The organism is Amycolatopsis coloradensis, from assembly GCF_001953865.1.
Taxonomy (GTDB): domain Bacteria; phylum Actinomycetota; class Actinomycetes; order Mycobacteriales; family Pseudonocardiaceae; genus Amycolatopsis; species Amycolatopsis coloradensis.
In genome coordinates, this window is the sequence record NZ_MQUQ01000004.1 from 269,277 (window position 1) to 294,072 (window position 24,796).

The 24,796-nt window shown below is 69.2% G+C and carries 23 protein-coding genes; 9 read left to right on the forward strand and 14 right to left on the reverse strand.

The annotated features are described in order from the left end of the window. The 5 genes from BS329_RS08355 to BS329_RS08375 all read right to left on the reverse strand — a co-directional run bounded on the left by BS329_RS08355 (position 1) and on the right by BS329_RS08375 (position 5,087). Positions 1-1,464 (reverse strand): alpha/beta hydrolase, encoded by a 1,464-nt coding sequence (locus BS329_RS08355; RefSeq protein ID WP_244197066.1) that lies wholly within the window; start codon positions 1,462-1,464, stop codon positions 1-3. 439 nt (positions 1,465-1,903) lie between these two features. Then, positions 1,904-2,692 (reverse strand): ABC transporter permease, encoded by a 789-nt coding sequence (locus BS329_RS08360; RefSeq protein ID WP_076157578.1) that lies wholly within the window; start codon positions 2,690-2,692, stop codon positions 1,904-1,906. After that, positions 2,689-3,639 carry an ATP-binding cassette domain-containing protein gene (locus BS329_RS08365; protein WP_076157579.1) on the reverse strand — a complete coding sequence of 317 codons (951 nt, stop codon included), beginning with the start codon at positions 3,637-3,639 and terminating at the stop codon, positions 2,689-2,691. Before BS329_RS08365 ends, BS329_RS08360 begins: the two co-directional genes overlap by 4 nt. 31 nt (positions 3,640-3,670) lie before the next feature. Further along, a complete protein-coding gene (locus BS329_RS08370; RefSeq protein WP_076157580.1) occupies positions 3,671-4,516 on the reverse strand; it encodes a DUF4097 family beta strand repeat-containing protein in 846 nt (281 codons plus the stop codon). Between the two features lie 52 nt (positions 4,517-4,568). Beyond that, positions 4,569-5,087, reverse strand: a complete 519-nt coding sequence (locus BS329_RS08375; protein WP_244197067.1) for a toxin-antitoxin system HicB family antitoxin — start codon at positions 5,085-5,087, stop codon at positions 4,569-4,571. A gap of 588 nt (positions 5,088-5,675) precedes the next feature. Between BS329_RS08375 and BS329_RS08380 the strand changes: the two genes are divergently transcribed. Next, positions 5,676-6,245, forward strand: coding sequence for a helix-turn-helix transcriptional regulator (locus tag BS329_RS08380; RefSeq protein ID WP_076158178.1), 570 nt, complete (start codon positions 5,676-5,678; stop codon positions 6,243-6,245). Between the two features lie 9 nt (positions 6,246-6,254). On the opposite strand, the gene BS329_RS08385 is transcribed toward BS329_RS08380, so the two are convergent. Further along, entirely contained in the window at positions 6,255-6,899 is a 645-nt protein-coding gene (locus BS329_RS08385; protein WP_076157585.1) for a helix-turn-helix transcriptional regulator, read from the reverse strand. 102 nt (positions 6,900-7,001) lie between these two features. Between BS329_RS08385 and BS329_RS08390 the strand changes: the two genes are divergently transcribed. From BS329_RS08390 to BS329_RS08405, 3 genes are all read left to right on the forward strand, one after another. Then, a complete protein-coding gene (locus BS329_RS08390; RefSeq protein ID WP_244197068.1) occupies positions 7,002-9,233 on the forward strand; it encodes an ATP-binding protein in 2,232 nt (743 codons plus the stop codon). 280 nt (positions 9,234-9,513) lie between these two features. After that, positions 9,514-10,161: a TetR/AcrR family transcriptional regulator gene (locus tag BS329_RS08400; protein ID WP_076157590.1), complete on the forward strand. Its 648-nt coding sequence runs from the start codon at positions 9,514-9,516 to the stop codon at positions 10,159-10,161. Between the two features lie 236 nt (positions 10,162-10,397). Beyond that, positions 10,398-11,063, forward strand: coding sequence for a helix-turn-helix transcriptional regulator (locus BS329_RS08405; protein ID WP_076157592.1), 666 nt, complete (start codon positions 10,398-10,400; stop codon positions 11,061-11,063). Positions 11,064-11,114: 51 nt separating this feature from the next. On the opposite strand, the gene BS329_RS08410 is transcribed toward BS329_RS08405, so the two are convergent. Further along, entirely contained in the window at positions 11,115-11,696 is a 582-nt protein-coding gene (locus BS329_RS08410; RefSeq protein ID WP_076157594.1) for a TetR/AcrR family transcriptional regulator, read from the reverse strand. Positions 11,697-11,783: 87 nt separating this feature from the next. On the opposite strand from BS329_RS08410, the gene BS329_RS08415 reads away from it, so the two are divergent. Beyond that, entirely contained in the window at positions 11,784-13,361 is a 1,578-nt protein-coding gene (locus BS329_RS08415; RefSeq protein ID WP_076157597.1) for an MDR family MFS transporter, read from the forward strand. A 7-nt stretch (positions 13,362-13,368) separates the two neighbouring features. Beyond that, positions 13,369-13,848, forward strand: a complete 480-nt coding sequence (locus BS329_RS08420) for a universal stress protein (protein ID WP_076157600.1) — start codon at positions 13,369-13,371, stop codon at positions 13,846-13,848. A gap of 469 nt (positions 13,849-14,317) precedes the next feature. On the opposite strand, the gene BS329_RS08425 is transcribed toward BS329_RS08420, so the two are convergent. Beyond that, positions 14,318-14,953: a TetR/AcrR family transcriptional regulator gene (locus BS329_RS08425; protein ID WP_076158181.1), complete on the reverse strand. Its 636-nt coding sequence runs from the start codon at positions 14,951-14,953 to the stop codon at positions 14,318-14,320. Positions 14,954-15,031: 78 nt separating this feature from the next. Between BS329_RS08425 and BS329_RS08430 the strand changes: the two genes are divergently transcribed. Then, positions 15,032-15,988, forward strand: a complete 957-nt coding sequence (locus tag BS329_RS08430; RefSeq protein WP_076157602.1) for a zinc-binding dehydrogenase — start codon at positions 15,032-15,034, stop codon at positions 15,986-15,988. A gap of 106 nt (positions 15,989-16,094) precedes the next feature. Beyond that, a complete protein-coding gene (locus BS329_RS08435) occupies positions 16,095-17,147 on the forward strand; it encodes a hypothetical protein (RefSeq protein WP_076157605.1) in 1,053 nt (350 codons plus the stop codon). A 255-nt stretch (positions 17,148-17,402) separates the two neighbouring features. Here BS329_RS08435 and BS329_RS08440 read toward each other — a convergent pair whose 3' ends face one another. The 6 genes from BS329_RS08440 to BS329_RS08465 form a co-directional block, all read right to left on the reverse strand. Next, positions 17,403-17,807 carry a hypothetical protein gene (locus BS329_RS08440; RefSeq protein ID WP_076157607.1) on the reverse strand — a complete coding sequence of 135 codons (405 nt, stop codon included), beginning with the start codon at positions 17,805-17,807 and terminating at the stop codon, positions 17,403-17,405. A 20-nt stretch (positions 17,808-17,827) separates the two neighbouring features. Then, the gene (locus BS329_RS08445; protein WP_076157610.1) at positions 17,828-20,854 is read right to left on the reverse strand and encodes a WXG100 family type VII secretion target; all 3,027 of its coding nucleotides are present in this window, start codon (positions 20,852-20,854) and stop codon (positions 17,828-17,830) included. After that, a complete protein-coding gene (locus BS329_RS08450) occupies positions 20,854-21,165 on the reverse strand; it encodes a hypothetical protein (RefSeq protein WP_076157613.1) in 312 nt (103 codons plus the stop codon). Before BS329_RS08450 ends, BS329_RS08445 begins: the two co-directional genes overlap by 1 nt. 5 nt (positions 21,166-21,170) lie before the next feature. Next, complete coding sequence (locus BS329_RS08455) at positions 21,171-21,434, reverse strand: acyl carrier protein (RefSeq protein WP_076157616.1); 264 nt, start codon at positions 21,432-21,434, stop codon at positions 21,171-21,173. Then, a complete protein-coding gene (locus BS329_RS08460; protein WP_076157618.1) occupies positions 21,427-23,076 on the reverse strand; it encodes a fatty acyl-AMP ligase in 1,650 nt (549 codons plus the stop codon). The genes BS329_RS08455 and BS329_RS08460 overlap by 8 nt, the downstream gene beginning before the upstream one ends. Positions 23,077-23,202: 126 nt before the next feature. Beyond that, a complete protein-coding gene (locus tag BS329_RS08465; protein ID WP_076157621.1) occupies positions 23,203-23,835 on the reverse strand; it encodes a DUF6801 domain-containing protein in 633 nt (210 codons plus the stop codon). 370 nt (positions 23,836-24,205) lie between these two features. Here BS329_RS08465 and BS329_RS08470 point away from each other — a divergent pair, with 370 nt between their 5' ends. Continuing rightward, entirely contained in the window at positions 24,206-24,412 is a 207-nt protein-coding gene (locus BS329_RS08470; RefSeq protein ID WP_076157623.1) for a hypothetical protein, read from the forward strand. Positions 24,413-24,796: the final 384 nt, after the last annotated feature.

Genomic DNA, 24,796 nt, shown 5'->3' on the forward strand with positions numbered 1-24,796 from the left:
TCAGCGGCAGGTCCGGTCCGCCGGGAGCTCACCGCTCAGCAGGTAGTCCCGCACCGCCGCGTCGACGCACCCGTCTCCCTTCAGGAACACGGCGTGCCGGAACGCTCCCGCCACGGTCACCAGCCGGGAACCGGCGAGCGCCCCGCGCATGGCGAGTTGCCCCGCGTAGGGCGTCGCGGGGTCGCCGGTCGAGCCGAGGAGCAGCGCCGGCGAGGTGTTGTGGATCCGGGTGGCGGGTTCGGCGGGCGCCACCGGCCAGAACGCGCACGGCGTGATGTTGCGGGACAGCGGGCCGAAGAGCGGCTCGGCGGCCCGATGGTCCTGGATGTCGCGGTAGTACGTCGCCGGGTCGCGGGAAGCCGCGCGATCGGCGCAGACGACCGGTGTCCCGGCCCGGTCGGTCGCGGCACCGGATCCGGTCGTCAAGCCGTCGAGGAACGCGGCCAATGCGGGTGAAGGCGTGACGTGCCGGCCTGCCGCGGCGTCCCTCAGTGTCCGCATGATGCCGACGAACTCGGCTTGCGAAGCGGGTCGATCGTCATAGAGGTTCGCGAAGAACAGATACGGTGCCGTGTGACCGTCCACTGTGTACTGACCGACACGCAACGGCCGTCGTTCGGCAGACCGCGCGACGTCCCGCACGGTCGCCAGGACCTCGTCCGAGGTCTCGCCAAGCCCTTGCCCCACGGCGGTTCTCGCCCAGTTCCGCAACGCCGCGTCGAGCGCCGGGGCGGTCGGGCGGAGCAGACCCGGTCCGAACGCCCCGGGATCCACGGACGAATCGAGGACGAACCGGTCGGCCCGCGGACCGAACATCTGGAGGTACACCGCGCCGAGGTAGGTTCCGTACGACGCGCCGAGGTACGAAATCTTCCGTTCACCGAGCGCGGCACGCACGACGTCCATGTCCCTGGCGGTGTCGCGGGTCGACGCGGCGCGCAGCAACTCGTGGTCGTTGCCGGAGCAGCCGCGCGCCAGCTCCTTCGCGAACGCCACGCTTTCGCCGAACGTCCTGAGGTCCGGCCCTGCCGAGCGGGCGAACGTGTCGGTCTTCCAGTCGCAACTCAGCGGCGAACTGCGTCCGACGAACCGGGGATCCATTCCGACGAGGTCGTACCGGGCCGCGATCTCCGGCATGAGCGCCCCGGCCAGCACCAGTTCTCTGGCCGGACCACCCGGCCCGCCCGGATTGAGCATCAGCGTGCCGATCCGGCGTGCCGGATCGGTGGCCTTCATGCGGGCCAGCGCGAGGGTGATCTCGCGCCCCCGCGGACGGCGGTGGTCGACCGGCACCACGACGTCGCCGCACTGCGCACCGGCCTTGTCCAGCTCCGCGCCCAGGCCGTCTCCGGGGCCGGTCGCGCACCCGTGCCAGGTGACCGACGGGACCGCGACGGCGGGTGTCGCCGGCAGCAACGCCCCGGCGATGAGCAGCGCCACCGCGATGGCTGTTTTCCTTGGCAACCCGAACTCCCTGATATCAAAAGGTTTTCTCGGTATCAGGCTAGAGGCGTCACCCCCGCGAGGACGTCCGTCCCAGGTCGGAGACGACTACCCCGCTGGGGGGCTTTTTCGGTTGCCTCCGAACCGCGAGGGTCACGCCAGCCATCCCGGGTGTCGCGAAAGCCACTTTCGCGACGTCTGATGTCCCGAAAGTGGCTTTCGCGACACGGTCACCGGCCGCTCCCGAGCAGCGGCCCATACCGCACCCCCCCACCGCAATTAGTCCTCTACTTGCGATGGGGTCGGGCATGAGTGAGCGAGAGGGGCTGGCGTCCTGAAGGGGGCCTTCAGGACATCGGCGACGGACCGTGAGGCCCCAATTGTCCAGACCCGCCTCGACCAGCTCGTCCCCATGTCCGTGAAGGCGATCAGCACGACCCCCAGCCGCGCCGATCCGGGGTCACCGGTCGCGTTCCTTGGCGAACAACGACTTCGACCACAGGTACCCGACGATCGAGAGCACGGCGCACCAGCCGACCGCGAGCCAGCCGCTGTTGCCGATCGGGGTACCGAGCAGCAGGCCTCGGATCGTTTCGATGACCGGGGTGAACGGCTGGTACTCGGCGAACCAGCGCAGCCAGGCGGGCATCGAGTCGGTGGGCACGAAACCGCTGCCCAGGAAGGGAAGCAACATGAAGACCATCGGGGTGTTGCTCGCCGTCTCGACGCTCTTGGCGGCCAGCCCGAGCGCCACCGACAGCCAGGTGAGAGCGATGGTCAGCAGCGCCAGCACGCCGACGGTCGCGAACCACTCGCCGACGCCGGCCGTCGGTGAGAAGCCGACGAGCAACGCGACTCCGAACACGACGGCGAGCGCGAACGCCGTCTGGATGAACGCGCCGACGACGTGGCCGGTCAGCACGGAGGCCTTGCTGATCGCCATGGTGCGGAACCGGGCGATGATGCCCTCGGTCATGTCCGTCGCGACGGAGATGGCGGTGCCGAGGGCGGCACTGCACACGGTGATGAGCAGGATGGCGGGCGTGACGTAGCCGACGTACTCGGCGCGGCCGCCCGCGCCGCCGAGCCCGTTCCCGAGGGTGCCGCCGAAGACGTAGACGAACAGCAGCAGGAACACGATCGGCTGGCCGACCAGCATCAGGGTGAGCGACGGATACCGTTGCATATGCCGGATGTTGCGGCGCAGCATGGTCGCCGAGTCACGCATCGACAGGGCAAGGGTGCTCATCGGGCCATCTCCTTGGTCGCTTCGGTCCGGTGACCGGTGAGGCTGAGGAACACGTCGTCGAGGTCCGGGGTGTGCACGGTGAGGCTGTCGACCGCGACGGCTTCGGCGTCCAGCCGGTCCAGCACCGCGCGGACGGCGGCGACGGTGCCGTCGGTCGGCACGCGGAGCGCCAGGGTCTCTTCGTCCGAAGTGGACATTTGAAGCGCGCGGGTCGCGTCCCGTAACGAGACCGCGTCGGGGAATTTCAGCTGCATGTGCCCGCCGGGCACGCGACGCTTCAGTTCGTCGGGGGTGCCCAGCGCGACGACCCGGCCGCCGTCGAGCACGGCGACCCGGTCGGCGAGCTGGTCGGCCTCCTCCAGGTACTGCGTGGTGAGGAAGATCGTGACCCCGCCGGCGACGAGGTCCCGGATGATCTGCCACATCGTGCGGCGGCTGCGCGGATCGAGACCGGTGGTCGGCTCGTCGAGGAAGATGACCTCGGGGTCGCCGATCAGCGTCATCGCCAGATCGAGTTTGCGGCGCATTCCACCCGAAAAGGTGGCCGGTGTCTTCTTCGCGGCATCGGCCAGTTCGAACCGTTCCAGCAGTTCGGCGGCGCGCTTGCGCCCCTCCCGGCGCGGCAGATGATGCAGATCCGCCATGAGGAACAGGTTCTCCTCACCGGTGAGGAGATTGTCGACCGCGGAGAACTGGCCGGTGAGACCGATGGCGGCGCGGACCCTGTCCGGATCGGTGGCCAGGTCGGCGCCGGCGACGGTCGCGCCTCCGGCGTCCGGACTGACCAAAGTGGACAGGATGTTGACCGTGGTGGTCTTGCCCGCGCCGTTGGGACCGAGCAACGAGAAGACGGTGCCGGGCGGGACATGCAGGTCGATGCCGTCCAGTACGACCTTGTCGCCGTAGGACTTACGCAGTCCGGTCGCGGAAATGGCCGGGTGTCTCATGGGGATTCCCTGGTGTTTAAGGACTGGTGAGTCAGGAACGGTGGACGGTGATGTCGCCGAGGGAGGTGCTGGCATGCACTTCGAGCTTGTCGGTCGTGGCGCCGGGTTCGGCGGCGGAGTCCATGTCGTTGACCACGCGGCCGAAGTTGGTGTTCACGTCGAGCCAGGCCGCGGTGCCCTGGCGGATGCCGACCTCGATGTCCCCCAAGGCGGTCTCGAGGGTGAGCGTGCCCCTCGCGGCGTCGAGCACGCGGACCGAACCGTTGGCGGTCTTCGCTTCCACCCCGTCCTCGGCCCGGTCGACGGTGATGTCGCCGTTGGCGGCGCGGACGCGGAGCGTGTCGCCCACCGTCCCGATCGTGGTGGCGCCGTTGGAGTTCTTGACCACGCCGGTGCCCGTGATCGCGCCGACGTGCACCCGGCCGGAGCTCGTGCTGATCTCGGCGTTGCCCTCGACGTGCTCGACGATGATGTTCCCGGCCGCGGTGTTCAAGTTCAGCTCGCCGACGTGGTCGAGCTGGACGCTCCCGGCGCCGGACTTGAAGCGGCAGTCGCCGAGCCGCCCGGTCGCGCGGAGGTCGCCGAGACCGGTCTTCCCCTGCACCCGCGAGCCGGCGGGCAGTTCGATGGTCACGTCGACCGACCTGGTCCGCTTGGAGAAGTCGAACAGGCGCATTTTCGGCGCCTGGACCGACAACGTGCCGCCGGAGAACTCGACGACGGTCCGCGCCGCGGCCTGGACGTCGGAGGCGTCGTTCTTGTCGGACGGAGCGACCTCGACGACCGTGTCGGCTCGGTCCCCGGCGACGATCCGAACGTCGCCGACGACGGGGTCGACGTCCACGAGAATGGGTTCCGGGGTGGCGAAAGTAGGCATGGTTGTCCCCTCAAAGGTGTGGTGATCGGTGTTTGTGCTGGTCAGATAAGCGCTAGTGGACCCAGCCGGTGTAGCGCTGCGCGACGCGATGACCGCCGTTCGCCGGGGCGGCCCGGCCTGCGGGCTCCGACGGCCGCAGTGCGGCGGACGCGGCACGCACGAGCCACGCGTTGACCGAACGGCCTTGCGCGGCCGCGGCCTCTTCGACGCGTGCCTTGAGCTGCTCCGGCAGCCGGAAGTTGATCCGGGCCGTCGCTCCCTCTTCGTCCGGCAGCGCAGGCTCCGGGGGTTCGGGCGCCGAAGCCGCGACGGGCCCGGCCGCCTCGACCGTGGGAACCGTGACGGCGAAGCTGGCTTCCCCGGCACGCAGCCGGACCTCGACCGAACCGGGCGCGAGGTCCCGCGTGATCTCGTCCGACGCGGCGGACAACGCGTCCAGCAGCGCGAGACGGATGGCCGACGCGAGCGGCGCGGTCAGTCGTTCGGCGAGGGCGCTCGCCTCGGCTCCACCCGCCTCGGCGGCGACGGCGAGTTCCCGGCGCACGTTGTCCACAAAGGGCGTCAAGTCCATGATGTCATCATGGCACCACGTTGGCGCCATCGCAAGTGCTATTTGGTGCCAAATGGTGCCAAAGTGGCGTTTGCGCAGCTCAGAGCCTTGCTGGTAGATCCTTCTTCGGCATCTTCAGGTCGATCGAAGGGGAATCGACGGCTTGGTCGACGCCTGGACGGGGCCGCTTCAGCTCTGGACCGAGATGGTTCCTACGCCACTTCGCTTGGCCAGTAGTACGCCGAACGATTCAAGGAGAATTCAGCGGAGACGGAAGTGCCCATTCGGCCATTCTCCGCTGGCGGGGCAACCAGGACCCGGCCGAATCCGTTGCCGCGACTTTCCCCGCGGACGAGAATGCCAGTAGTCGCAACAAAAACGGGAGCGACCCACCGTCGGTGTGGGGGTCACCGAGGTAGGTCGCTACCCGGTACCACCGTACAAGAAGCCCGCTCGAGTAAACGGGCAAGGCTTTCTGTCCTGGCGGCTCTTGACAATCGAGGATCCACAGTGGACACGAATCCCTTCCGGCCGTCACCGGCAGGAGAGGAACGCGGGCAAGCGGTCCGGGTGAGCGTCTGCGCGCTCGACCCCATCACGAAGGCCGGAATGGCCGACCTTCTGGAGGCGCGGGCGTCGGTGAAGGTGATCGACGGCCGGGCGCGGGGCGAAACCGAGGTCGTCGTCGCCGCGTTCGACCGGCTTTCGCCCGACGCGATCACCGAATTGCGTGGCGCCGCCGCCGCCTTCGGCAGACCGATCGTGCTGGTGACCGACGGGATCGAAAAAGGCGGGCTCGCGGTCGCGGTCGAATGCCGAGTGGTCGCCATCCTCCCGAGGTCGGCGGCGACCGACAACCGGGTCGCCGACAGCGTCCGTCTCGCCGCGTCGGGCAGGGTGAGCCAGCCGTCCGATTTGCTCGCCAGGCTGGCCGAGCACGCGGAGCGGCTCCATCGGGAGATACTCGAGCCGAGCGAGCCCGCCGGTGCCGGTCTTTCCTCGCGTGAGATCGACGTCCTGCGCCTGATGGCCGACGGGTTCGGCACTCAGGAGATCGCCGCCGAACTCTCCTATTCGGAGCGAACGGTGAAGAACGTCATCTACGCCGTCACCGACCGGCTGCGCCTGCGGAACCGGTCGCACGCGGTGGCCTACGCGATACGCGAGGGAGTCATCTGAGAGCGCGCGTCAGATGAGGCCTTCACGGAGCGCGTACGCCACGACGTGCGTGCGGTTGCGCAGACCGAACCGGCTGAGCAGTCCGTGGAGGATGTTCTTCACGGTCCGGTCGGAGTAGGCCACCCGCCGGGCGATCTCACCGGTGTCGTAACCCTCCGCGAGCAGCCGGAGCACTTCGGTTTCGCGGGGCGACAGGCCGCTGAGCGTGAGTTCGCGTGGCTCCAGAACTTCCTTGTGCAGCCGCGAAATCCCGCGAAGAAGGCTGCCGAGCTGGTCGGCGGGCAGATCGCCTCGGCCGGCGTGGGCGTCGAAAACCGCGCGCAACAGCCTCGCCGGGGTCGCCTCGGAACGCGCGACGACGACGGCGAGCCCGCGTTCCACCGCGGCCCACAGTTCGGCCTGGTTGGGCTCGTCGGCGACCAGCACCAGCCGGGCCGGCCCGGCCGGGATCCGGTGCGGTTCGTTCCCCGCGACCGCGACGAGGACGTCGGCCGATCCCGGGTCGTCCCGCAACGCGATGCCTTGGCCGGCGCCGAGCGCGCTACGCAGGCCCGCTCGAACGAGCGGGTCGCCGGCGTACACGGCGACCCGGATCTCCCGTCGCTCCTCGGCCCGGACGACCGGCCGGACGGGCGTCGTCATGATCGTCGACATGCCTTCCAGGTAACCGGCTGCGGAGAAGGCGGGACAAGCGGAAGCAGGGGGCAGCTTTTCGCCACCGGAAGCCTGCCGGTTGAATGGGCCGCGGTGGAACCGGTGGAGGAGAACGAGAAGCGGTCGGTGTTCGGCAAGCTCCTGCTCGAACACCGGCGAGCCGCGGGCTGGACGCAGGACCGGCTCGCCGAGGCCTCCGGACTCAGCGTCCGTGCCCTGCGCGAGCTGGAACGCGGCCGCGCGCGAGCGGCCCAGCAGCGCTCCGCCGAGGTGCTCGCGGACGCGCTCGGCCTGACCGGCGGCGACCGGGAGTTCTTCCTGACCGTCGCCAAACAGGGGCGGCGCCGGAATCCGGCGCTGGCCGCCCACGTCGCGGCGACCTGCGCGCTGCCCGCGCCCCTCACGGATCTGTCCGGCCGGGAAAACGAGCTGGAGCAGCTGTCCGCGAAGATCGCCGAGGGTGGCGGAGTGGTCGCGATCGTCGGGCAGGCCGGGGTCGGTAAGACCGCGCTCGCGGTGACCGCGGCGGACCGGTGGCGCGGGGACTACCCGGACGGCTGCTTCGCCGTCGACCTGCGGGGGATGGACGAAGAACCAGTGAGCGCCCGTACCGCGCTCGACCGGCTGCTGCGCGCGCTGGACGTCGCTCCGGGGCAGGTGCCCGCCTCCGAGGGCGATCGGTCCGCGTTGCTCCGGATGCTGCTCGAAGGCCGGAAGGTCCTGCTGCTGCTCGACAACGCCGCCGACGAGGCACAGGTCCGGCCGCTGCTGGTCACCGGGCCCGGCTGCCTCACCCTGATCACCTGCCGCCGCACGCTCGCCGGACTCGAAGGCGCCCGCTGGTTGAGTCTCGAACCGCTTTCGGACGGTGGCGCGACCGGTCTGCTCGCCAAGATCGTCGGCGAGGACCGCGTCCGCGCGGAGCCCGCCGCCGCGCGGGAACTCGTCGCACTGTGCGGGTACCTGCCACTCGCGGTCCGGATCGCGGGCAACCGGCTCGCCACCCGGCCGCAGTGGTCACTGGCCCAGCTGGCCGACCGGCTGCGCGACGAAGGCACCCGGCTGCGCGCGCTCGCGGTGGGCGATCTGCAACTGCGCTCGGCGTTCGACCTGTCCTACCGCGGGGTTTCGGCGGGGGCACGGCGGCTCTTCCGCCGGCTGGCGACCGTGCCGGGCGCCGACTTCGGCCTCGAACTCGCGGGTGTCGTGTCCGGCGCTTCCGACGCCGACGTCCGCGACCACCTCGACGAACTCTTCGACGCCAGCCTCCTGCAATCCACCGCCGTGCCGGAACGCCACCAGTTCCACGACCTGGTCCGCCTGTTCGCCGAGGAACGGTTCGAAGCGGAGGAGGATCCGGCGGTGCGTGACCTCGTGCTCGCCCACCTGCTCGACAAGGCGGCCGAAGCGGCACGGTTGTTCTATCCCAAGGCACCGGAGACCGGGCGCTTCGGCTCGCGAGACGAGAACGGGCGCTGGCTGGACGTCGAAGGCGACAACTGGGTCGCCGCGCAGCGGGTGGCGGCTCGGAAGGGCTGGCACCGCGAAGTCAGCGACCTCGCCGTCGCGCTGCACTGGTACTCCGACGGGCGGAGCGGGCAGCGGCCGTGGGGGGAGATCTTCTCCCTCGGCGCGGCCGCGGCGAACGCGCTCGGCAACGCCGCGGACGAGGCCAAGCTGCTCAACTTCGTCGGCTGGGCCAGCAGTGTCTGCCTCGCCGACGACGAAGCCGCGGTCGAGGCGCATCTTCGCGCACTGGACATCGCCACCCGGATCGGCGACCGCACCGAGCAGACCTGGGCGTCCATCTACCTCGGCCAGGTGCTGCGTTATGTCGGGCGAGAAGCCGAAGCGTTCGAATACGCGAGACGCGGGTACGAATCGGCGGGCGAACTGCCGTTCTGGGACGGGCAGAGCTCGGCCCGGAACGTCTACGGGCACACATTGCTCGCGGCCGGGCGGCATTCCGAAGCGCTCGCCGTCCACCGCGCCGTCCTCGCCGACGCCGAACGGCTGGCCAACGAGACGTACCCCGGTCTCCACCGGATGCTGAGAGCGCTGGCCCTGCGTGCCATCGGCGACGTACTGGCGGATCTCGCCGAATGGCGGGACGCGGCGGGCTACTACCGCACCAGCCGGTGGCTTTCGTGGGAAGGCGGCTTCGGCGTGATGGAGGCGATCTGCGCGCTTCGCGAAGGGCGGGCATGGCGGGAGGCGGGCGCCTTCGAGGAGGCAAGGGAGAGCCTCACGCTGGCCGTCGAACTCTCCTCCGCTCCGGCGTCCAGCACGCGGCGGGAGCAAGCGCTGGCGGAACTGGCGCTGCTGCCTCAGTGAGGGGTGAAGTGCCGACCGCGATTCCGGCGGCCGGTTCCTCGGGGGATTTCGCGTCCGGGACCAGATCGCCGAGTCGGGCGGGCGGCACGGGCGAGGCCGGAGTGAGGAGGACGTCCGGTTCGTCCTCCCGGAGCGCCGCCACACCAACGAGGGCATTGTCGATCACCCGCGGCCGGGCTTCCGGTGGATCAGGGCGGTTCGCGCACCGGATCGTGCCCCTTCGATTCCTCATCGCCGGGAGCTGCAACTAAGCTTCGGGCCGACGGAGGCGGGAGGGCCGATGACGAACGCGGACGGGCAGAGCCCGCGGGAACGCTACCGCGACCAGGTGCGCGCGGAGATCAAGCAGCGCGCGTGGGAGCAGCTCGCCACCGCCGGGGTCCCCGCGCTGTCGCTCAACGCGATCGCCAAACAGGTGGGCATGAGCGGCCCGGCGCTGTACCGGTACTTCGCCAGCCGCGACGACCTCATCACCGCGCTCATCCGTGACGCCTACCGAAGCCTCGCCGACACTGTCCGCGCGGCGTTCGACTCCGGTGCCGATCTGCCCGGCCTCGCCGTCACCATCCGGGACTGGGCACGGAGCGACCCGCAGCGCTACTTCCTCATCTACGGCACGCCCGTCCCCGGCTATCACGCGCCCGACGACACCACCGCCATCTCGCGCGAAGTCATGGCGGTGCTGCTCAAGGCGTGCCACGCGAGCGCCGTGGACAAGCCGGAAACGCCGTTCGACAAGCATCTGGACAGCCACCGCGACTGGGCGGGCGACCACCCCGCCACCTCCGCGACCCTGCACCGGGCGCTCGCCTTCTGGACCCGCCTGCACGGTGTGCTGTCACTCGAACTCGCCGGTCAGTTCACCGGCATGAAGTTCGACCCCGATCTGCTGATCGCGGACGAAGTGGACGATCTCACGACGCGGTGACCGGCCTTCGCCGAGACCGATCACGTTTCGCACTGAACCTTTCACGCACTTCGGGCGTCATGCCCTGTGACGCTTCCGTCATCCGTGGGAAACAGGACTTCCACGATTGACGTACAACGCCGTAACGTTATAGCTTCTAAGTAAAGCGAGAGCCAATTACAGGCAGAGGGATCGGCCGCCGTCCGATCCTCCTGTCCGATTCCGGGTTTCCGAACGCTTCGGAGGGGGCTTCGATCATGAACCGCGGAGGAAAGAGCACCAGAGGGCTCGATCGTGTCCGGGTCGCCGTACACGCCCCGGATCTCCTGGCAGGGCTCGGCACGACGAGCATTCTCGGTGCCGACGAGCGACTGAAAGTACTGTCCGAGACCGATCTCGGGCCGGCCGAGGTGATCGTGACGGTCGGGGATTCGATCGGCGACGGGGTTTTCACGTTCCTGCGCCAGGTTCGTGCCGCGTCGACGCTCAAGGCGCCGCCCCGGTGCGTGATCGTCACCGACCATTTCCCGGTTCAGGTCCTGATGACGGCGATCGAATGCGGTATGGCCGCCTTGCTGCCGCGACGCGACCTCGACAGCGAGCACCTGGTGCGGACGATTCTCGCGGTCAGCCAGGGAGCCGGTGCCCTGCCGCCCCGCTTGCAGGGCAGCCTGCTTTCCCAGCTCGAGCGCATCCAGGAAGATCTGCTGGCGCCCAACGGTCTCGCGCTGTCCGGACTGTCCGACCGGGAACGGGAAGTCCTCCGCCTGCTGGCCGACGGCCATGGCACGGAGGAGATCGCGGCCAAGCTCGCTTACTCCGAGAGCACGGTGAAGAACGTGCTCCACCGGGTGATGACCCGCTACGGGCTCCACAACCGCACGCACGCTGTCGCCTACGCGCTGCGCACCGGCTCGATCTGAAAGCGGCTGTCCGTCCTGAGTGGACGAGGGCAGCGCCGTCGCCGCCTTCGGTCAGCGGAGCTGAACGCGGCTCAGCACGCGGTCCACGACGTCGGGAAGCGGCTGATCCTCCGGACCTTCCAGCCACAGCACGTTCCCGGTCCGCAGCGTGGCGAGGAAGGTCGCCGCGGTGAGCCTGGCCAGCTCCTGATCGAGGCCGTGCCCCCGGGCGAGCAGCACCGCGATCAGGTCACGTTCGAGGGCGATCTGATCGCCCGCCTGCCGCGCGAGCAGCGACGGATGCCGCCGCAGCAGCCGTAGCTGCGCCACCCACTCGCGATCGGGGACGGGGTGCGCCCGGTACAGCTCCCCGCATGCCGCGCGCAGCGCCTGCCACGGTTTCTCACCCGGCGGCCTGCCTTCGACCAGTGACACCAGCAACCCGGTCCGCTCGCGATCGGCGTGCAGGATCGCGTCTTCCTTGTTCGCGAAGTAGTTCGAGAACGTCCGCCGGGACACCCCCACCGCGTCGGCGATGTCCTCGACCGTCACGCCGTCGAGACCGTGCTCCATCGCCAGCCGAAGCGCGGCCTCGTGCAGTGATTGCCGCGTCGCCGCCTTCTTGCGGGTGCGGAGCGTGTCGAGGGTGTCCACCAGGACAGCGTAGCGAGGGGAATAAAGTTCTCACTGTGCAAGTTTGCACAGTGGGCAATAATTGCCGGGAACGCTCGAAGGGACGCCATGAAGACCGATGGAACGACGGCGGCGGCGCCGTCCGGCGCGATGGGGCACCGCCAGGTGCTCGAGTCGCTGTCCGGACTGCTGCTCGCGCTGCTCGTGGCGATGATCAGCTCGACGGTCGTGTCGACCGCCCTGCCGCTGATCATCGGCTCGCTGAACGGCTCGCAGACGCAGTACACGTGGGTGGTCACGGCCACCCTGCTGGCGGCGACGGCCACCACCCCGATCTGGGGCAAGCTCGCCGACCTGTTCAACAAGAAGACGCTGGTCCAGATCGCCATCGTGATCTTCGTGGTCGGGTCGATGATCAGCGGGTTCAGCCAGAACACCGGACAGCTGATCGCCGCCCGCGCGTTCCAGGGCATCGGCGTCGGCGGTTTGCAGGCACTGGTCCAGGTCGTGATCGCGGCGATCATCCCGCCGCGTGAACGCGGCCGTTACAACGGCTACCTCGGCGCCGTCATGGCGGTCGCCACGGTCGGCGGACCGCTCCTCGGCGGCCTGATCGTGGACGTGCCGTGGCTGGGCTGGCGCTGGTGCTTCTTCGTCGGCGTGCCGATCGCGGTGGCGGCCTTCATCGTGTTGCAGCGGACCCTGAAGCTGGAAACCGTGCGCCGCGAGAACGTCCAGGTCGACTACCTCGGCGCCGGTCTCATCGCGGCGGGCGTGAGCGTCCTGCTGATCTGGGTCTCGTTCGTGGGCAACACCTTCGACTGGCTGTCGTGGCAGACGGCCGTCATGGTGGCTGGTGGTGTCGTACTCCTGGCGCTCGCGCTCACGGTGGAACGGAAGGTCCGCGAACCCGTCGTCCCGCTGCACATCATCACCCAGCGCACCCCGGCGCTGGCGATCGTCGCGAGCCTCGCCGTCGGGATGGCGATGTTCGGCGGCGCGGTGTTCCTCGGCCAGTACTTCCAGGTCGGCCGCGGCTACTCCCCCACCGAAGCAGGCCTGCTGACCATCCCGCTGATGGCGGGGGTGCTCGTGTCCTCGACCGTGTCCGGGCGGCTGATCAGCCGCACCGGCCGGATCAAGCCGTACATCGTGGCGGGCACCATCACCCTGGTGATCGGTTTCCTCGGACTGGGCACCGTCGACCACGCGTCGCCGCTGTGGCTGGTCGGCATCGCGATGGCGGTCGTCGGCATCGGCGTCGGCATGACGATGCAGAACCTCGTGCTGGCCGTACAGAACACCGTGCCGTTGCGGGATCTGGGTGCGGCGAGCGCTTCGGTCACGTTCTTCCGGTCGCTCGGCGGCACCATCGGGGTCTCGGTGCTGGGCGCGGTGCTCGCGAACCGGGTCACCGCCGATCTGTCCACCGCACTGCACGTGCCGGCGGGCCAGGCGTCGACGGGAAGTGTCAGCGCGCTGAACCTCAAGGCGCTGCCGCCGGAGGTCCAGACGATCGTGCACACGGTGTACGGCGACGCGACCGCGCACATCTTCCTGATCTCCGCGGCGGTGGGCGTCGTGGGCGTGATCGCGGCACTGCTGCTCAAGCCGCTCACCCTGCGCACCACCCTCGACGTGGAGACGAAGACCGAAACCCCGGCGTCCGACCCGGTCGCGGGCTAGGCGCGCGATGAGCACGCCGGGAGCCTTCGAGTCCACTGTGGAGCGTTTCGGCCCACCCCGGAGACCTTCGGGGCGGGCCATCCTGGCCGGGGTCGACGGCTCCGACACGGCGATGCGGGCGGCCGCCTTCGCCTTCGGCATGGCACGACGCGAGGGCGGCAGGCTGATCGTCGCCTTCGTCGTCTGCCGCACCGCACTGTCGAACCTCGGGCCGGCGGTCGCGACGACGGTGGAGCACGACACGACACTTCAGCTGTACGCCGAACTTCGCGAGCAGATCCGGGAAGCGGCCGACGAACTGGAAGTGCCGGTCAGTTTCCTGAAGACCTACGGCGATCCGTACACCGCGCTCCGCGACACCGCCGACCGCGGCCAGGTCGACACGGTGGTGGTCGGCGCGTCACAAAAGGCGGGACACCGGTTCGCGGGGTCGGTCGCGACGAAGCTCATCAAGACCGGGCACTGGCCGGTGCTCGTCGTTCCCTGAAGACCGGCTCCGTGACGGCCTGCCGCCCGGGAACGACACGGCTCCGACCACCACGACGACGAGCGCCCGCAACAGGGTCGCGGCGGCGGGTTGCCGCATGAACACGGCGGATCCGCCGCTCGCCGGGAGCGCGGGCAAGGCCTCGCCGATCAGTAGCCAGCCGATCACCTGCCCGGTGACGGCCAGTACGAGCAACCAGCAGCGCCGAAGCGAACTCACGAAATCGTGCAATTGCCCTTACCCTTGGCGCTTCTGGTGGACAGCAGGGCAAGATCTGGCCCGCACGGCAACGATGCTCGTGTCGGGGTGGTGGGGCGTCCTCGGTCACGCCGTCACCCGTCAGGTAGCCGGGCAGCGCGCCGCCCTGGCCCCAGTGGCGGGCGATCTCCTCGAACACCTTCCGCCGGTGATCGCCGACCACGCCCTGCGGGCGAATTCGCCTACGGCCTCGGAGCCCGCCGGAAGTGACTCAAAGCGTCATACCCGGCAACACCAGCGCCAGCCGCGCCACCGGCGGCAACGGCGCTTGTTCCGGCGCGGCTTGGAAAGCCTGGATCACGAACGCGGCGAACCGCCGGGACGCCGCGACCCGAGCCGCCGTCGAAGTGGCTTGGATCCCGTTGTTGGCCATGAGCATGAGAACCAGGTCGTCGAGGACGAAGTCGTGGCGCAGGTTCCCGGCCTCCTTGGCCCGCCCCGCCAGCTCGGCGATCGCCCTGAGCGCGTAGTCGCGGCCCGCGGTGAAATCCACCGCCCTGGGGAAGGTCGACACGAAGGCCGCGGTGAAACCCCGGTCGCGTGCGTGCAACTCGCAGATTCTCTCGATCACGGAACAGAAGCCGTGCCACGGATCCGGGTCGGCGAGCCCTCCGTCGACGACATCGTGGCACACGCGCATCTGGTCGGCGAAGGCCTCCGTCGCCAGGATTTCCTTGGTCGGGAAGTGCCGGTACAGGGTGGCGGGGCCGACGTCGGCACGCCGCGCGACCTCCCGCAGCGGCACGTTCAGGCCTTCGGTGGCGAACAGTGCACGAGCCGCTTCGAGGATACGTTCGCGGTTGTCCAGGGCGTCGGAGCGCGGGATCCGAGACAAACGACTGGTCACCACTCTCACTTTAGCCAAAACGGACGGGGGCGTCCGTTAGCGTCCGCCTGGCCGAAGATCAACGGACAAGGAGACGAAATGCGAGCAGTCGAGATCCGGACGTTCGGTGCCCCGGAAGGCCTGGCGGTCATCGACCTCCCCGCCCCCGTTCCCGCCGCGGGCGAGGTACTGATCGACGTCGAAGCGATCGGCGTCGGCGGTGTCGACACCGTGATCCGGAGCGGCGCGCTCGCCGGCTTCGGGTTCCGGGAAGGGCATATTCCCGGCAATGAGGTGGCGGGCACCGTCACCTCGGTCGGTGACGGCGTCGACCCGGCCTTGACCGGGCGGCGCGTCTGGGCGTTCACCGGTGAGAGCGGCGGCTACGTCGAGCGAACGGCCGCCTCCGCCGAGAAGATCGTGCCTCTTCCCGAAAACCTGTCCACCGCCGACGCGGTGGCCATCGGGACTTCCGGCATGGTGGCCCATTTCGCCCTCGCCCACGCTCACTTCGCCCCCGGCGAGTCGGTGCTGGTGCGCGGGGCGGCGGGCAGCATCGGGATCATGACGGTGCAACTCGCGGCGGCCGGTGGCGCGAGCGCCGTGGCGGTCACGACGTCGTCGGCCGAACGCGGTGGCCGCCTGCGCGCACTGGGCGCGACCCACGTACTCGACCGCTCCGGAAACGGCGACGGTCCCGCGGAATACGACGTCGTCATCGACGTCGTCGCCGGTGCCGACCTACCGTTCTTCTTCGACAAGCTCGCTCCGAACGGCCGCATGGTGACCGTCGGTGTGGTCGCGGGCATGCCACCGGTGGACTTCGGTGCGAAGGTAATGGCGTCGTTCCGGAAGTCCCTGTCGTTCGCGGCCTTCAGCGCGGACTCGGTGCCCGAAGCCGATCGGCGGACGGTGGTGGCGGCGCAGTTCTCCGCCGCGGCCCGCGGCGAACTGCGTGCGGTGGTCCACGAGCTGCTGCCGCTGGAGAAAGCCGTGCTGGCGCACCGGAAGATGGACGATGGCGAAGTGGTCGGCAGGATCGTGCTGACCCCGTAGCTTGTCCTTTGTGGAGTGCGGCGTCCGGATCCGATGAGGACACCGTTTCACCCGGTCAGTGCAACTTTCCCCGTCGCAAGCGGTCTTCGCACTAGGCTGCGCTCTCGTGCCTGATCCGATGCCCGGCTTCACCGCGGTCGACCTGCGGCCGCTCGCCGGCGGTGAGGGCACGAGCGCCTACTGCGTGAACGATGCCGGGATGATCGTGGGCGAGTCGGGTTCGCGGCCGGTGCACTGGGATCGTGAAGGCCGCCCCACTCCCTTGCCGATCGTCGACGGCTATTCCGGCGGCCGTGCCGTCAGCGGCAACTGCGCGGGCGTCATCGCGGGCACGCTCTACACCGGCGAAAGCCTCCGGCCCGTGTGCTGGAAACCCGACGGCCGGGTGCACATGCTCGACCTTCCCACCGGCATGCTCTCCGGCACGGCGAGCCGGGTGAACGAACGCGGGTCGATACTGGGGAACGCGATGCGGCCGGGCTACCGCTGGCGGGCGCTGCGCTGGGAGCCCGGCGGCGAAGCGGTGGAACTCGACACCCTGTCCGGCGACGGCGAGACCCAGGGTCACGATCTGAACGGGCTGGACGAGGTCGTCGGCTCCGCCAAGGACGGCACGGGCGCCCGGACCGCGGTGCGCTGGACCGCTGCGGGGAGGATCTGCAAACTGCCCCCGCCCCGCCGCGCGACAGCCTGCGGTATCACCGATTCCGGCGCCATCCTCGGCGACGGCGTCGTATGGGACGGCGACCGGGGAACCACCCTGCTGACCGGCGAACCGGAGTTCACCGCGGGACAGGTCGTCCGGATCACCGGACGCGGTGTCGCCATCGGCTGGGGCGTGACCCCGGACCGGCGCGGCACCTGCGCGCGATGGGATCGCGACGGACGGCCCACCGTGCTCCGGCCCCTGCCCACGGACGTCGCCAGTACCTGTTTCGACATCGATGACGCCGGGACGGTCGTCGGCGAGTCCGTGAGCCACGGCAGCGTGCGGCCCGTCGGCTGGGACGCCGACGCGACACCGTTCCCGCTCCCGTCTCCTCCTGGTCTCAAGGCGATCGTGGCCCAGCACATCAACGCGAGCGGCGCCGTCATCATCGGCTACGGCTTCGCCGCGGACAGCTCCACCTATCGCGGGATCGCTTGGCACCGCTCGTGAAAACGACGGAGGGTCGCGCGGACCTGAGCTCACACCCAAGTCGCCTACCTCGCGCTCGCGTGTGCTCGGCTGGGCGAGGTACGGCGACTTCCGTGACGGAACCTCGGCACTGCGGGAGCGAGAGGTAAGGCAAGGGGTGTGGGACCCGGTCCCGCAGCGGGGCCAGCCACAACGGCAGTACGTGAAGGCCCCCTTCCTTGCGTCTAGCGCAAGCAAGGGGGCCTTCACATACTTCAAAGGGCGCCGACCGCGAGGTCACTCTCGCCAGCGGTTGTTGAGGAAGGCATCGTCTTCGTCGTCCGCCGGCGCCGGACGGGAACGGGGAGCACGACGAGGGGTTTCCCGTCCTGGCCGGGCGGACGGCTCCGGGGCGAACGCCGGAGCGCCATCGTCGAAGCCCGCCGATTCCTCGAACGCCGACGTGTTGCCCGGCTCCGCGTGCGACCGGTCGGTGCTCCAGCCGGACTTCGTCTTGCGCTCCCCCAGCTCCCGCCGGTGCTCGACGTACCGCTCGGCGGTATGGACCTGTTTGGTCATGAACTCCTGCGCGCTGGCCTTGATCTCCTTTGCACGCTGGTCCCGCAGGCCCCGGCGCTCCGCCTGCTCGCGGACGAGGCTGTCCAGGGTGGTCCTCATGGTCGAGGTGTCGTCGGCGCTCATACGTTCTCCCCTGCCCTGGCTCACCGCTTGCGGGTGACCGGCTGTTCCTCATCGTCCAGCAGCGAACCGGTGATCCGGCCGGTGGGTTCGTTGATCTGGTCGAACACCTCGCCCTCGATCCGGTACGCGCGGTTGGTCCGCTCCTGGTCGCCGCCACCGGCACCGCCCGCGCCGCCGCCGCCCATGCCACCCATCGGTGGCATCGCGCCACCTGCGAACGACTGACCGGCCGGTCCGCCCATCGGGGCGGACGGGGCGCCGGAAGCCACGGGTTGCGGCTGATGCGTCCCACCACCGGTGTGCACGCCTTCGGTCAACGACTGGCCGGTCACGGGAGTCGCGGTTTCGAAGGGGGTCGCGATCGCCGAGCCACCGCCTCCACCGCCGATGCCGCCACCGCCACCGGTATTGGTCCCGCCGGCGCCGAGACCGTCGGGCACCGTTCCGCCGCCACCCTGGAGCGGGGCGGTGAACCGGTGCTCCGGCTGCACGGTCCCGGTGACCGGAGTGAGCGGATGCGCTGCCTTGTCCGTGCGGGGATTGTCCTCGCCGAGGGTGTACGTGGTCGGTTTCCCGGTGCCGTCGTCGACGGTGACCGTCGTCGGGCCGTTCGGACCGTCGGGACGTTCGGCGGTGATCTTCAGATCGCCGTCCTGGATGTGGATCTTGCCGTCGGGACCGGGGCGGTGGACACCGTCCTTGCCCGGCTGGCCGTCCTCCGTCCCCGGAGTGGAGCCCAGCTTGGACTCGTCGCCATCGCCGGTCCAGTCGAGCTTGAAGTCCTTGACCGGTCCGGAACCATCGCCGACCTTGATGCCCATCTCGCCGTCTTTGTCCGGCTCGGTCATCTCGAAGGTCGTGTCACCCTGTTTGACCTTGAGGGTTTCGCGCTCGCCGTCCTCGGCCTTGTCGCCGTCCTCGCCGGGCTTGTCGCCGACCAGCTTGTCGTCGTCCTCGCCGGGCTTGTCGTCGCCCAGCTTGTCCAGCGCTTCGGAGGCTTTCTTCTTCGCGTCTTCGGCGGCCTTTTCGGCTTCGTCCTTCGCCTCGTCATCCTTACCGCCGAGAGGGGCGTCGCCCAGCTTGTCCAACGCTTCCGACGCCTGCTTCTTCGCGTCTTCGGTGGCTCGCTCGGCCGCTGCCTTGGCCTCGTTGGCGGCTTCCGTGCCACCGCCGCCGATACCGCCACCGGTACCTCCGCCAGTGCCGGAGCCCGAACCGCCGCCGACGTCTCCGCCGGGAACGTCACCCATCTTGTTCAGCGCTTCCGACGCCTGCTTCTTCGCGTTTTCGGCAGCCGCGGCGGCTTGTTTCTTCGCCTCTTCGGCGGCCGCTCGCTGCTCGTCACCGGACGACGACGAGCCCGAGGGCGACGTTCCGTCCTTGCTCGCGTCCGGCCCGGAGCCCGAACCGCCCGACGCTCCCCCACCGGAGCCACCTTCGGGAATGGAGATGTCCGGGACCGGCGGGGGCTTGGGCTGGCCACCACCCGAACCCGAACCGCCACCGGCACCCGAGCCGCCGGTGGAGCCTGAGCCGCCACCCGCACCGTCGCCGGGTCCACCACCCGGACCGCCGCCGGAGCCGCCCTCGGGGATCGAGATGTCCGGAATCGGCGGGGGCTTGGGCTGACCACCACCCGAACCCGAACCGCCCGAACCAGAGCCACCCGAACCCGGACCGCCTCCGGATCCACCGGTGCCGGAACCATCCGGACCGCCGCCGGAACCGCCGGAGCCGTTGCCGGAACCGCCCGGGCCACCGCCGTAGTTCCCCTGGCCACCACCGTCACCCGAGCCGCCGCCCGCGCCGGAGCCTGGGTCGCCGCCCGGGCCTCCACCGGTACCGCCACCGGCGCCACCGCCCGGTCCGCCCGCGCCGCCCTTGTCCGCGCCGTCGAACTCGTTCTTGACCTTGCCCATCATCTTGTCGAGTTCGTCGTAGGCCTGGTCGACGAACTCCTTGGTGTCCTTGCAGCTCTTGGCGAACTTCTCGTAGATGCCGTCCCACATCTCCGGGATGAACTGCCGCTGCACCCACTGCTTGGCGAGGTTCTGGCCCGCCTTCTTGAACTCGTCGTCGTCGCAGCAGCCGTCGTTGTTGAGACTCTGGACCAGGTTGGAGCCGAAGTTGGCGTCCATCCAGCCCGCGATGGCGCCGAGGTCCTCTTTGCCGCTCTTCTCGCCACTGGCGATGGCGATGACCTTCTGCGCCATCGGGAAGTCGGCGCGGCCGACGATCTCCTTGTACAGATCGATGACCTCGTCGGCCTTGCCCTTGCACAGTTTGAACACCGCGGCGCTGGTGCTCAGCGTCGCTTCACTCGCGTTGTTCAGCGTCTCCGCGAGTTTTTTGGCCTTGGGCAGGATCTTCTCGTTGTAGTTGTCCGACGAGGCGTCCGCGGCCTTACCGGTCCAGGTCCCGTAGAGGCCGTTCAGTTCGGTGCCGGTTTCCTGGATGGTCCTGTCGACGGTCTTCGAGCCGGTCTTGAAATGAGCGGCGTCGTCGACGAAGTTCTTGAAGCTGATGCCGCGCTGCTCGTCGAAGGGCTTCTTGATGTCGTTCTCGAAATCGAGCGCGCGCGTGGTCCCGCGGCAGTCCTCCGGGAGCTTTGCCAGCAGGGAGCCGAAGGTCTGGAAGACCTTGAGCGCGGGTGCGGCGGCGTCGAAGATCTCGTCCGACGTCTTGGTCCCGGCGCCCTCCGCGGTGGGCTCCTTCGTGCCGTCGAGCTTCTTGTTGCCCTCGTCGACGGCCTTCTTCTCTTGCTTCGTGTTGTAGCTGGCCTGATCGCCGGCGGCCTTCGCGCCGCCGTAGACCTTCTTGGTGTCGTCGTCGTAGGGCATGAACGGCAAGGCGTTGAAGGTCTCCGCGTATTTCGCGGCTTCCTTGCGCTTCTGCTTGATCTCCTCCGGCTCCTGGTCCGCCGTCCAAGGCGGCGGCGCCGGATGCGTCTTGATCCACGAGCCGATGAGCGACGTCTTGTTCTCGGGCGGCACGCTCGGATCGTCGAGGACGGCCTTGACGTCGGTCCAGGTGAGTTCGTCGGCCACTAGCGCATCCCCGTCTTGGTGATCTTGTCCTTCTGCTCGTCCTCGTTGACGCCGTAGGTGGTGCCCGCCGTGCCGAGGTTCGTCCCGAACGCGCCGAGAGTGGTGCTGTAGCCCTGGACCGAGGCCCACAGCGCCGTCACTCCGGCGGTGTACTTCGCCGCGTGGGCGCCGTGCGCCTGCCCGAAACCGGCCGCGTTCACCGGTGTGCTCGACAGATCCGGGTTGTCGTCCAGCAACCGTTCCGTCAGCTTTCCGACGTTCTTCGACGCCGATGAAAGCGCGTCGGTCGCCGCGGTGAAGCCCCCGCTCATTCTTTTCAGCGCCTTTCGTCGGATCCTTCGGCCTTACCGCCGAGTGCCTCGCCGAGCACGTCGGCCACCGACCCGATGTCGGTGAACCGGTCCAGCCGGTCAAGGTCAATTCTCACGTCGTGGTAGATCTCCAGCGCGGACAGGAGTTTTATCCGTCCCTTGGAGTCGATACCCAGCTCTTCGAGCGGTGCGTCGAACTCGATTTCGGCGGGATCAAGCCGAAAAGTCTCGCTGACGACCTTCACGACCTCCGCGCGGTGATCACCCACGGCGCCGACTATAACGCGCCTTCGCGGCCGTCCGCGCGACCTTGCCACTGGAAGTGCGCGGAAGGTCACCGGAGGGAACCAGATGGACAGATCGCAACGTCAGATCATGTTCGCGTGACACCGCGCGTAATACCATCCTGGTGACTTCTTTGACATCGGCTTCGGCGTTCTTTGTCCATTCGGCCACTAACATCGCCCCTTCTCCCTCGTCGTCCGTCACACCGAAAGCGGCGACGCGGTCGCGGCGGATCGCCGGATGCGCTTCACCCGCCACCGCTTCGATGTCCTGCGGGTGGAAGTTGCGGCCGTCGATGACGATGAGGTCCTTGAGCCTGCCGGTGATGTAGAGGTCACCGCGGTGGAACACGCCGAGGTCACCGGTGCGCAGCCAGCCGCCGGCACCGTCGAGTTCGCCTCCGAAGGCGGTGGCGTCGCCACGGCCCCAGTAGCCCGCCGCGACGTTCGGGCCGTGGATCCAGATCTCCCCGACCAGGCCGTCGGGCTGTGCCACCCCGGCACGGACGATCCGCACCCGCTGGCCGAGGGGACGGCCGACCGACACGAGTCCCTGGCCGTCCGGCACCTCGACCGCCCGGCCCTGCGCGAGGGCTTCCCGGTCGAACACCGCGCCGCGCGGTCCTTCCTCGCCCGCGCTCGCCACGTACACGGTGGCCTCGGCAAGGCCGTAGGACGGGCGGTGGGCCTCCGGCCGGAATCCGTGCGGGCCGAAGACCGCCTGGAACCGCGCGACCGTGCGCGGCTGTACCGGTTCGGCTCCGTTGAGCGCGATACGGACGTCGGAGAGGTCAAGGTCGTCTCCGGCCTCCCCCGCGGCGTCGGCGGCCAGGTCGAACGCGAAGTTCGGCGCGGCGGTGAACACGGCGGGGTGATCCGCCAGCTGACGCAGCCACCTCGCGGGCCGGTGCACGAACTCGGCGGGTGACATGAACACCGACCGCGCGCCCGCGAAGACCGGCAGGCACAGGAGCTGGATCAGGCCCATGTCGTGGAAGAACGGGATCCAGCCCGCACAGGTCGTCCCCTCGTCGACCGCGTAGGCCTGGCTCGCCTGCCAGCAGGCCGCGGCGACCGCCCGGTGCGGGATCACGGCACCGGCGGGTTCCCGCGTCGACCCGGAGGTGTATTGCAGATAAGCGGGACTCTCCGGTGTGACCGGGAGCGGATCGACGCCCGGCCCGGCAAGTTCGTCGACCAGGACCAGCTGGTCGGGTGTCCCGGCCTCGCGCGTTTTCGCGGCGGCGGCCGAGGACGTCAGCCAGACGCGTGCACCGCAGTCCGCCAGCACACCGGCGAGCCTGCCTCGCTGGGAAGGGCTGCCGGGCGCCATCAACGGCACGGCCACCAGACCGGCGGCGAGTGCGCCGAAGAACGCGAGAGGGTAGTTGAGGTCCTGTCCGGTGAGCACGGCGACGCGATCACCCGGCCGCGTGATCGGGCCCAGTGCCCCCGCGACCTGCCGCGTCCGGGAGACGAACTCCGCCCAGGTGACCGTGTTGTCGACGCCGGCACCGTGATCCTGATGCGTGAACAGCGGCCGCGGGTCGGTTTGGCGAGCGAACAACCGCTCGACGATCGAGGTGCGCAGCACCTGCTCCGGAACATCCACCGGCGACGCGGTCATGTCCGGCAACCTACTGGAACCGCCGAGCGGGCGCCTACCGCCCTGGGAGCCGCAGGTCCGTGAAGGACTCCTTGAGAGACTCTGGGCCCCTAAGGGAGTCCTTCACGGAACCGAGCCGGACTTGGGTCAGTTCACCGTCACGGTCGCGAGCGCGGCGTCCTGGCCGGGATTCATCCCGCACGGCAGGTCGAACGTGCCGAGATCCGTCGGCGTTCCGTCCGCGCGCTTCGGCGTGACCTTCCCGGTGAAGCCGCCGCCGACGGCGAAGGCGACCGAGCCGGGCTTCTTCACGGTGAGACCGGGGATCGGGCCGGTGATGACGATCGCCAGCGGGCCGTCCTGCGGTACGGCGGTGGCAGGGAAACCGAGGCCGTTGAGCGTGACGCCGAGTTCGGTGCCGTTGTAGTCGACGTCGACGTTCGCCGACGCGGTGCCCTCGATCGTCGCGGCGCCGATCAGATTCAGTGCGGTGACGGTGTCGCCGTCGAGGGAGACGTTCACGGAGAAGCCGGTGACGTCGATCGGGGAACCGGCGCTCACCGCTTCCGGAAAGGTCGCGGTCACCGTCGCGGCGACCTGCTGCGCTCCGATGAGCGGCATTTCGCAGGTGAAAGTCAGGTTCTTGGTCACCGGCCCGGCAAGGGGAACGGCACTGGCGGAGGCGACACCGGCGGCCGCGGGCAAAGTCACGACGGTTCCGGCGAAAACGAGTGCGGCGGCGAGCCTGGCAAGGGGTCTCAAAGGCGAAACGCGCGTCATGGAATCCTCCGGGGAAATCAGGGAAAAGGAACGGCGAAAGCCGGGAATTCGGTTCTCCGTGAACATTACGACGTCGTGAACCGGCCAACAACACGCCACCGTTCTCGGATCGATTCAGGCGGCAGGCCCCCGATTCTTTTTGTCATTCGGCGACGATTCCCCGGTCGAACTCTTCGCCTGATCACGCGAGTTCCGGGGTTGATCACGCGTGATGCCCGTTCGGACACGCAAAAGCAGTGCCCTGGAGGGACGGAGCCGTTCACTCTCGGGAGTTTCGGACAGAAGACCGGACATTTCTCGCTTACCCGGGACCTTGGCCGCACACTCGGCGGGCAGTGTGTTTCTTTCCCCCGGCCTTGGAGGAGTAACCATGCGTCGAAGAATCGCCCTGGCACTCGGCGGCGGCGCCGTCCTGACCGCGAGCCTCGCTTCCGCCGCCCTCGCCCCTGTCGCACAGGCTTCCCCCGGACTGATCGCCGCCATGCAGCGAGACCTGGGACTCACCGCGGCGCAGGCCGCGACCGAGCCGGTGAACGAGATCTTGCAGACCTACGGCCTGTCACTCGTCACCGCTTGACCTCCGCTGTCGGCAGGGTCGTGAGGGGTAAGACGAAGGCGGTATGTCGCGAAAGCCACTTTCGCGACGTCTGATGTCCCGAAAGTGGCTTTCGCGACATGAGCACCGGCCACTCACGACCCCGTCGACGGCATGAACGAAGGGAGCGCGCCGAGGCTGTGCCGCACGGCCTCGGCGCCGTACTCGAACATCTGCCGCTCGTAATCGCCGACCGCTCTCCAGGCCCTGGCGGCCCTCGATCAGGCAGCGGCACACCAGATCCGCGTCACGCAGGGCACCCGCGCCTAGCGCAGGGACCGGGCAGCACTCCCCGGCTGATCGAAGTATCTCGTCAGGTTTCAAGAGATTCCCGAGCCGACGGGAATAGTTCCCCTACCTACCGGG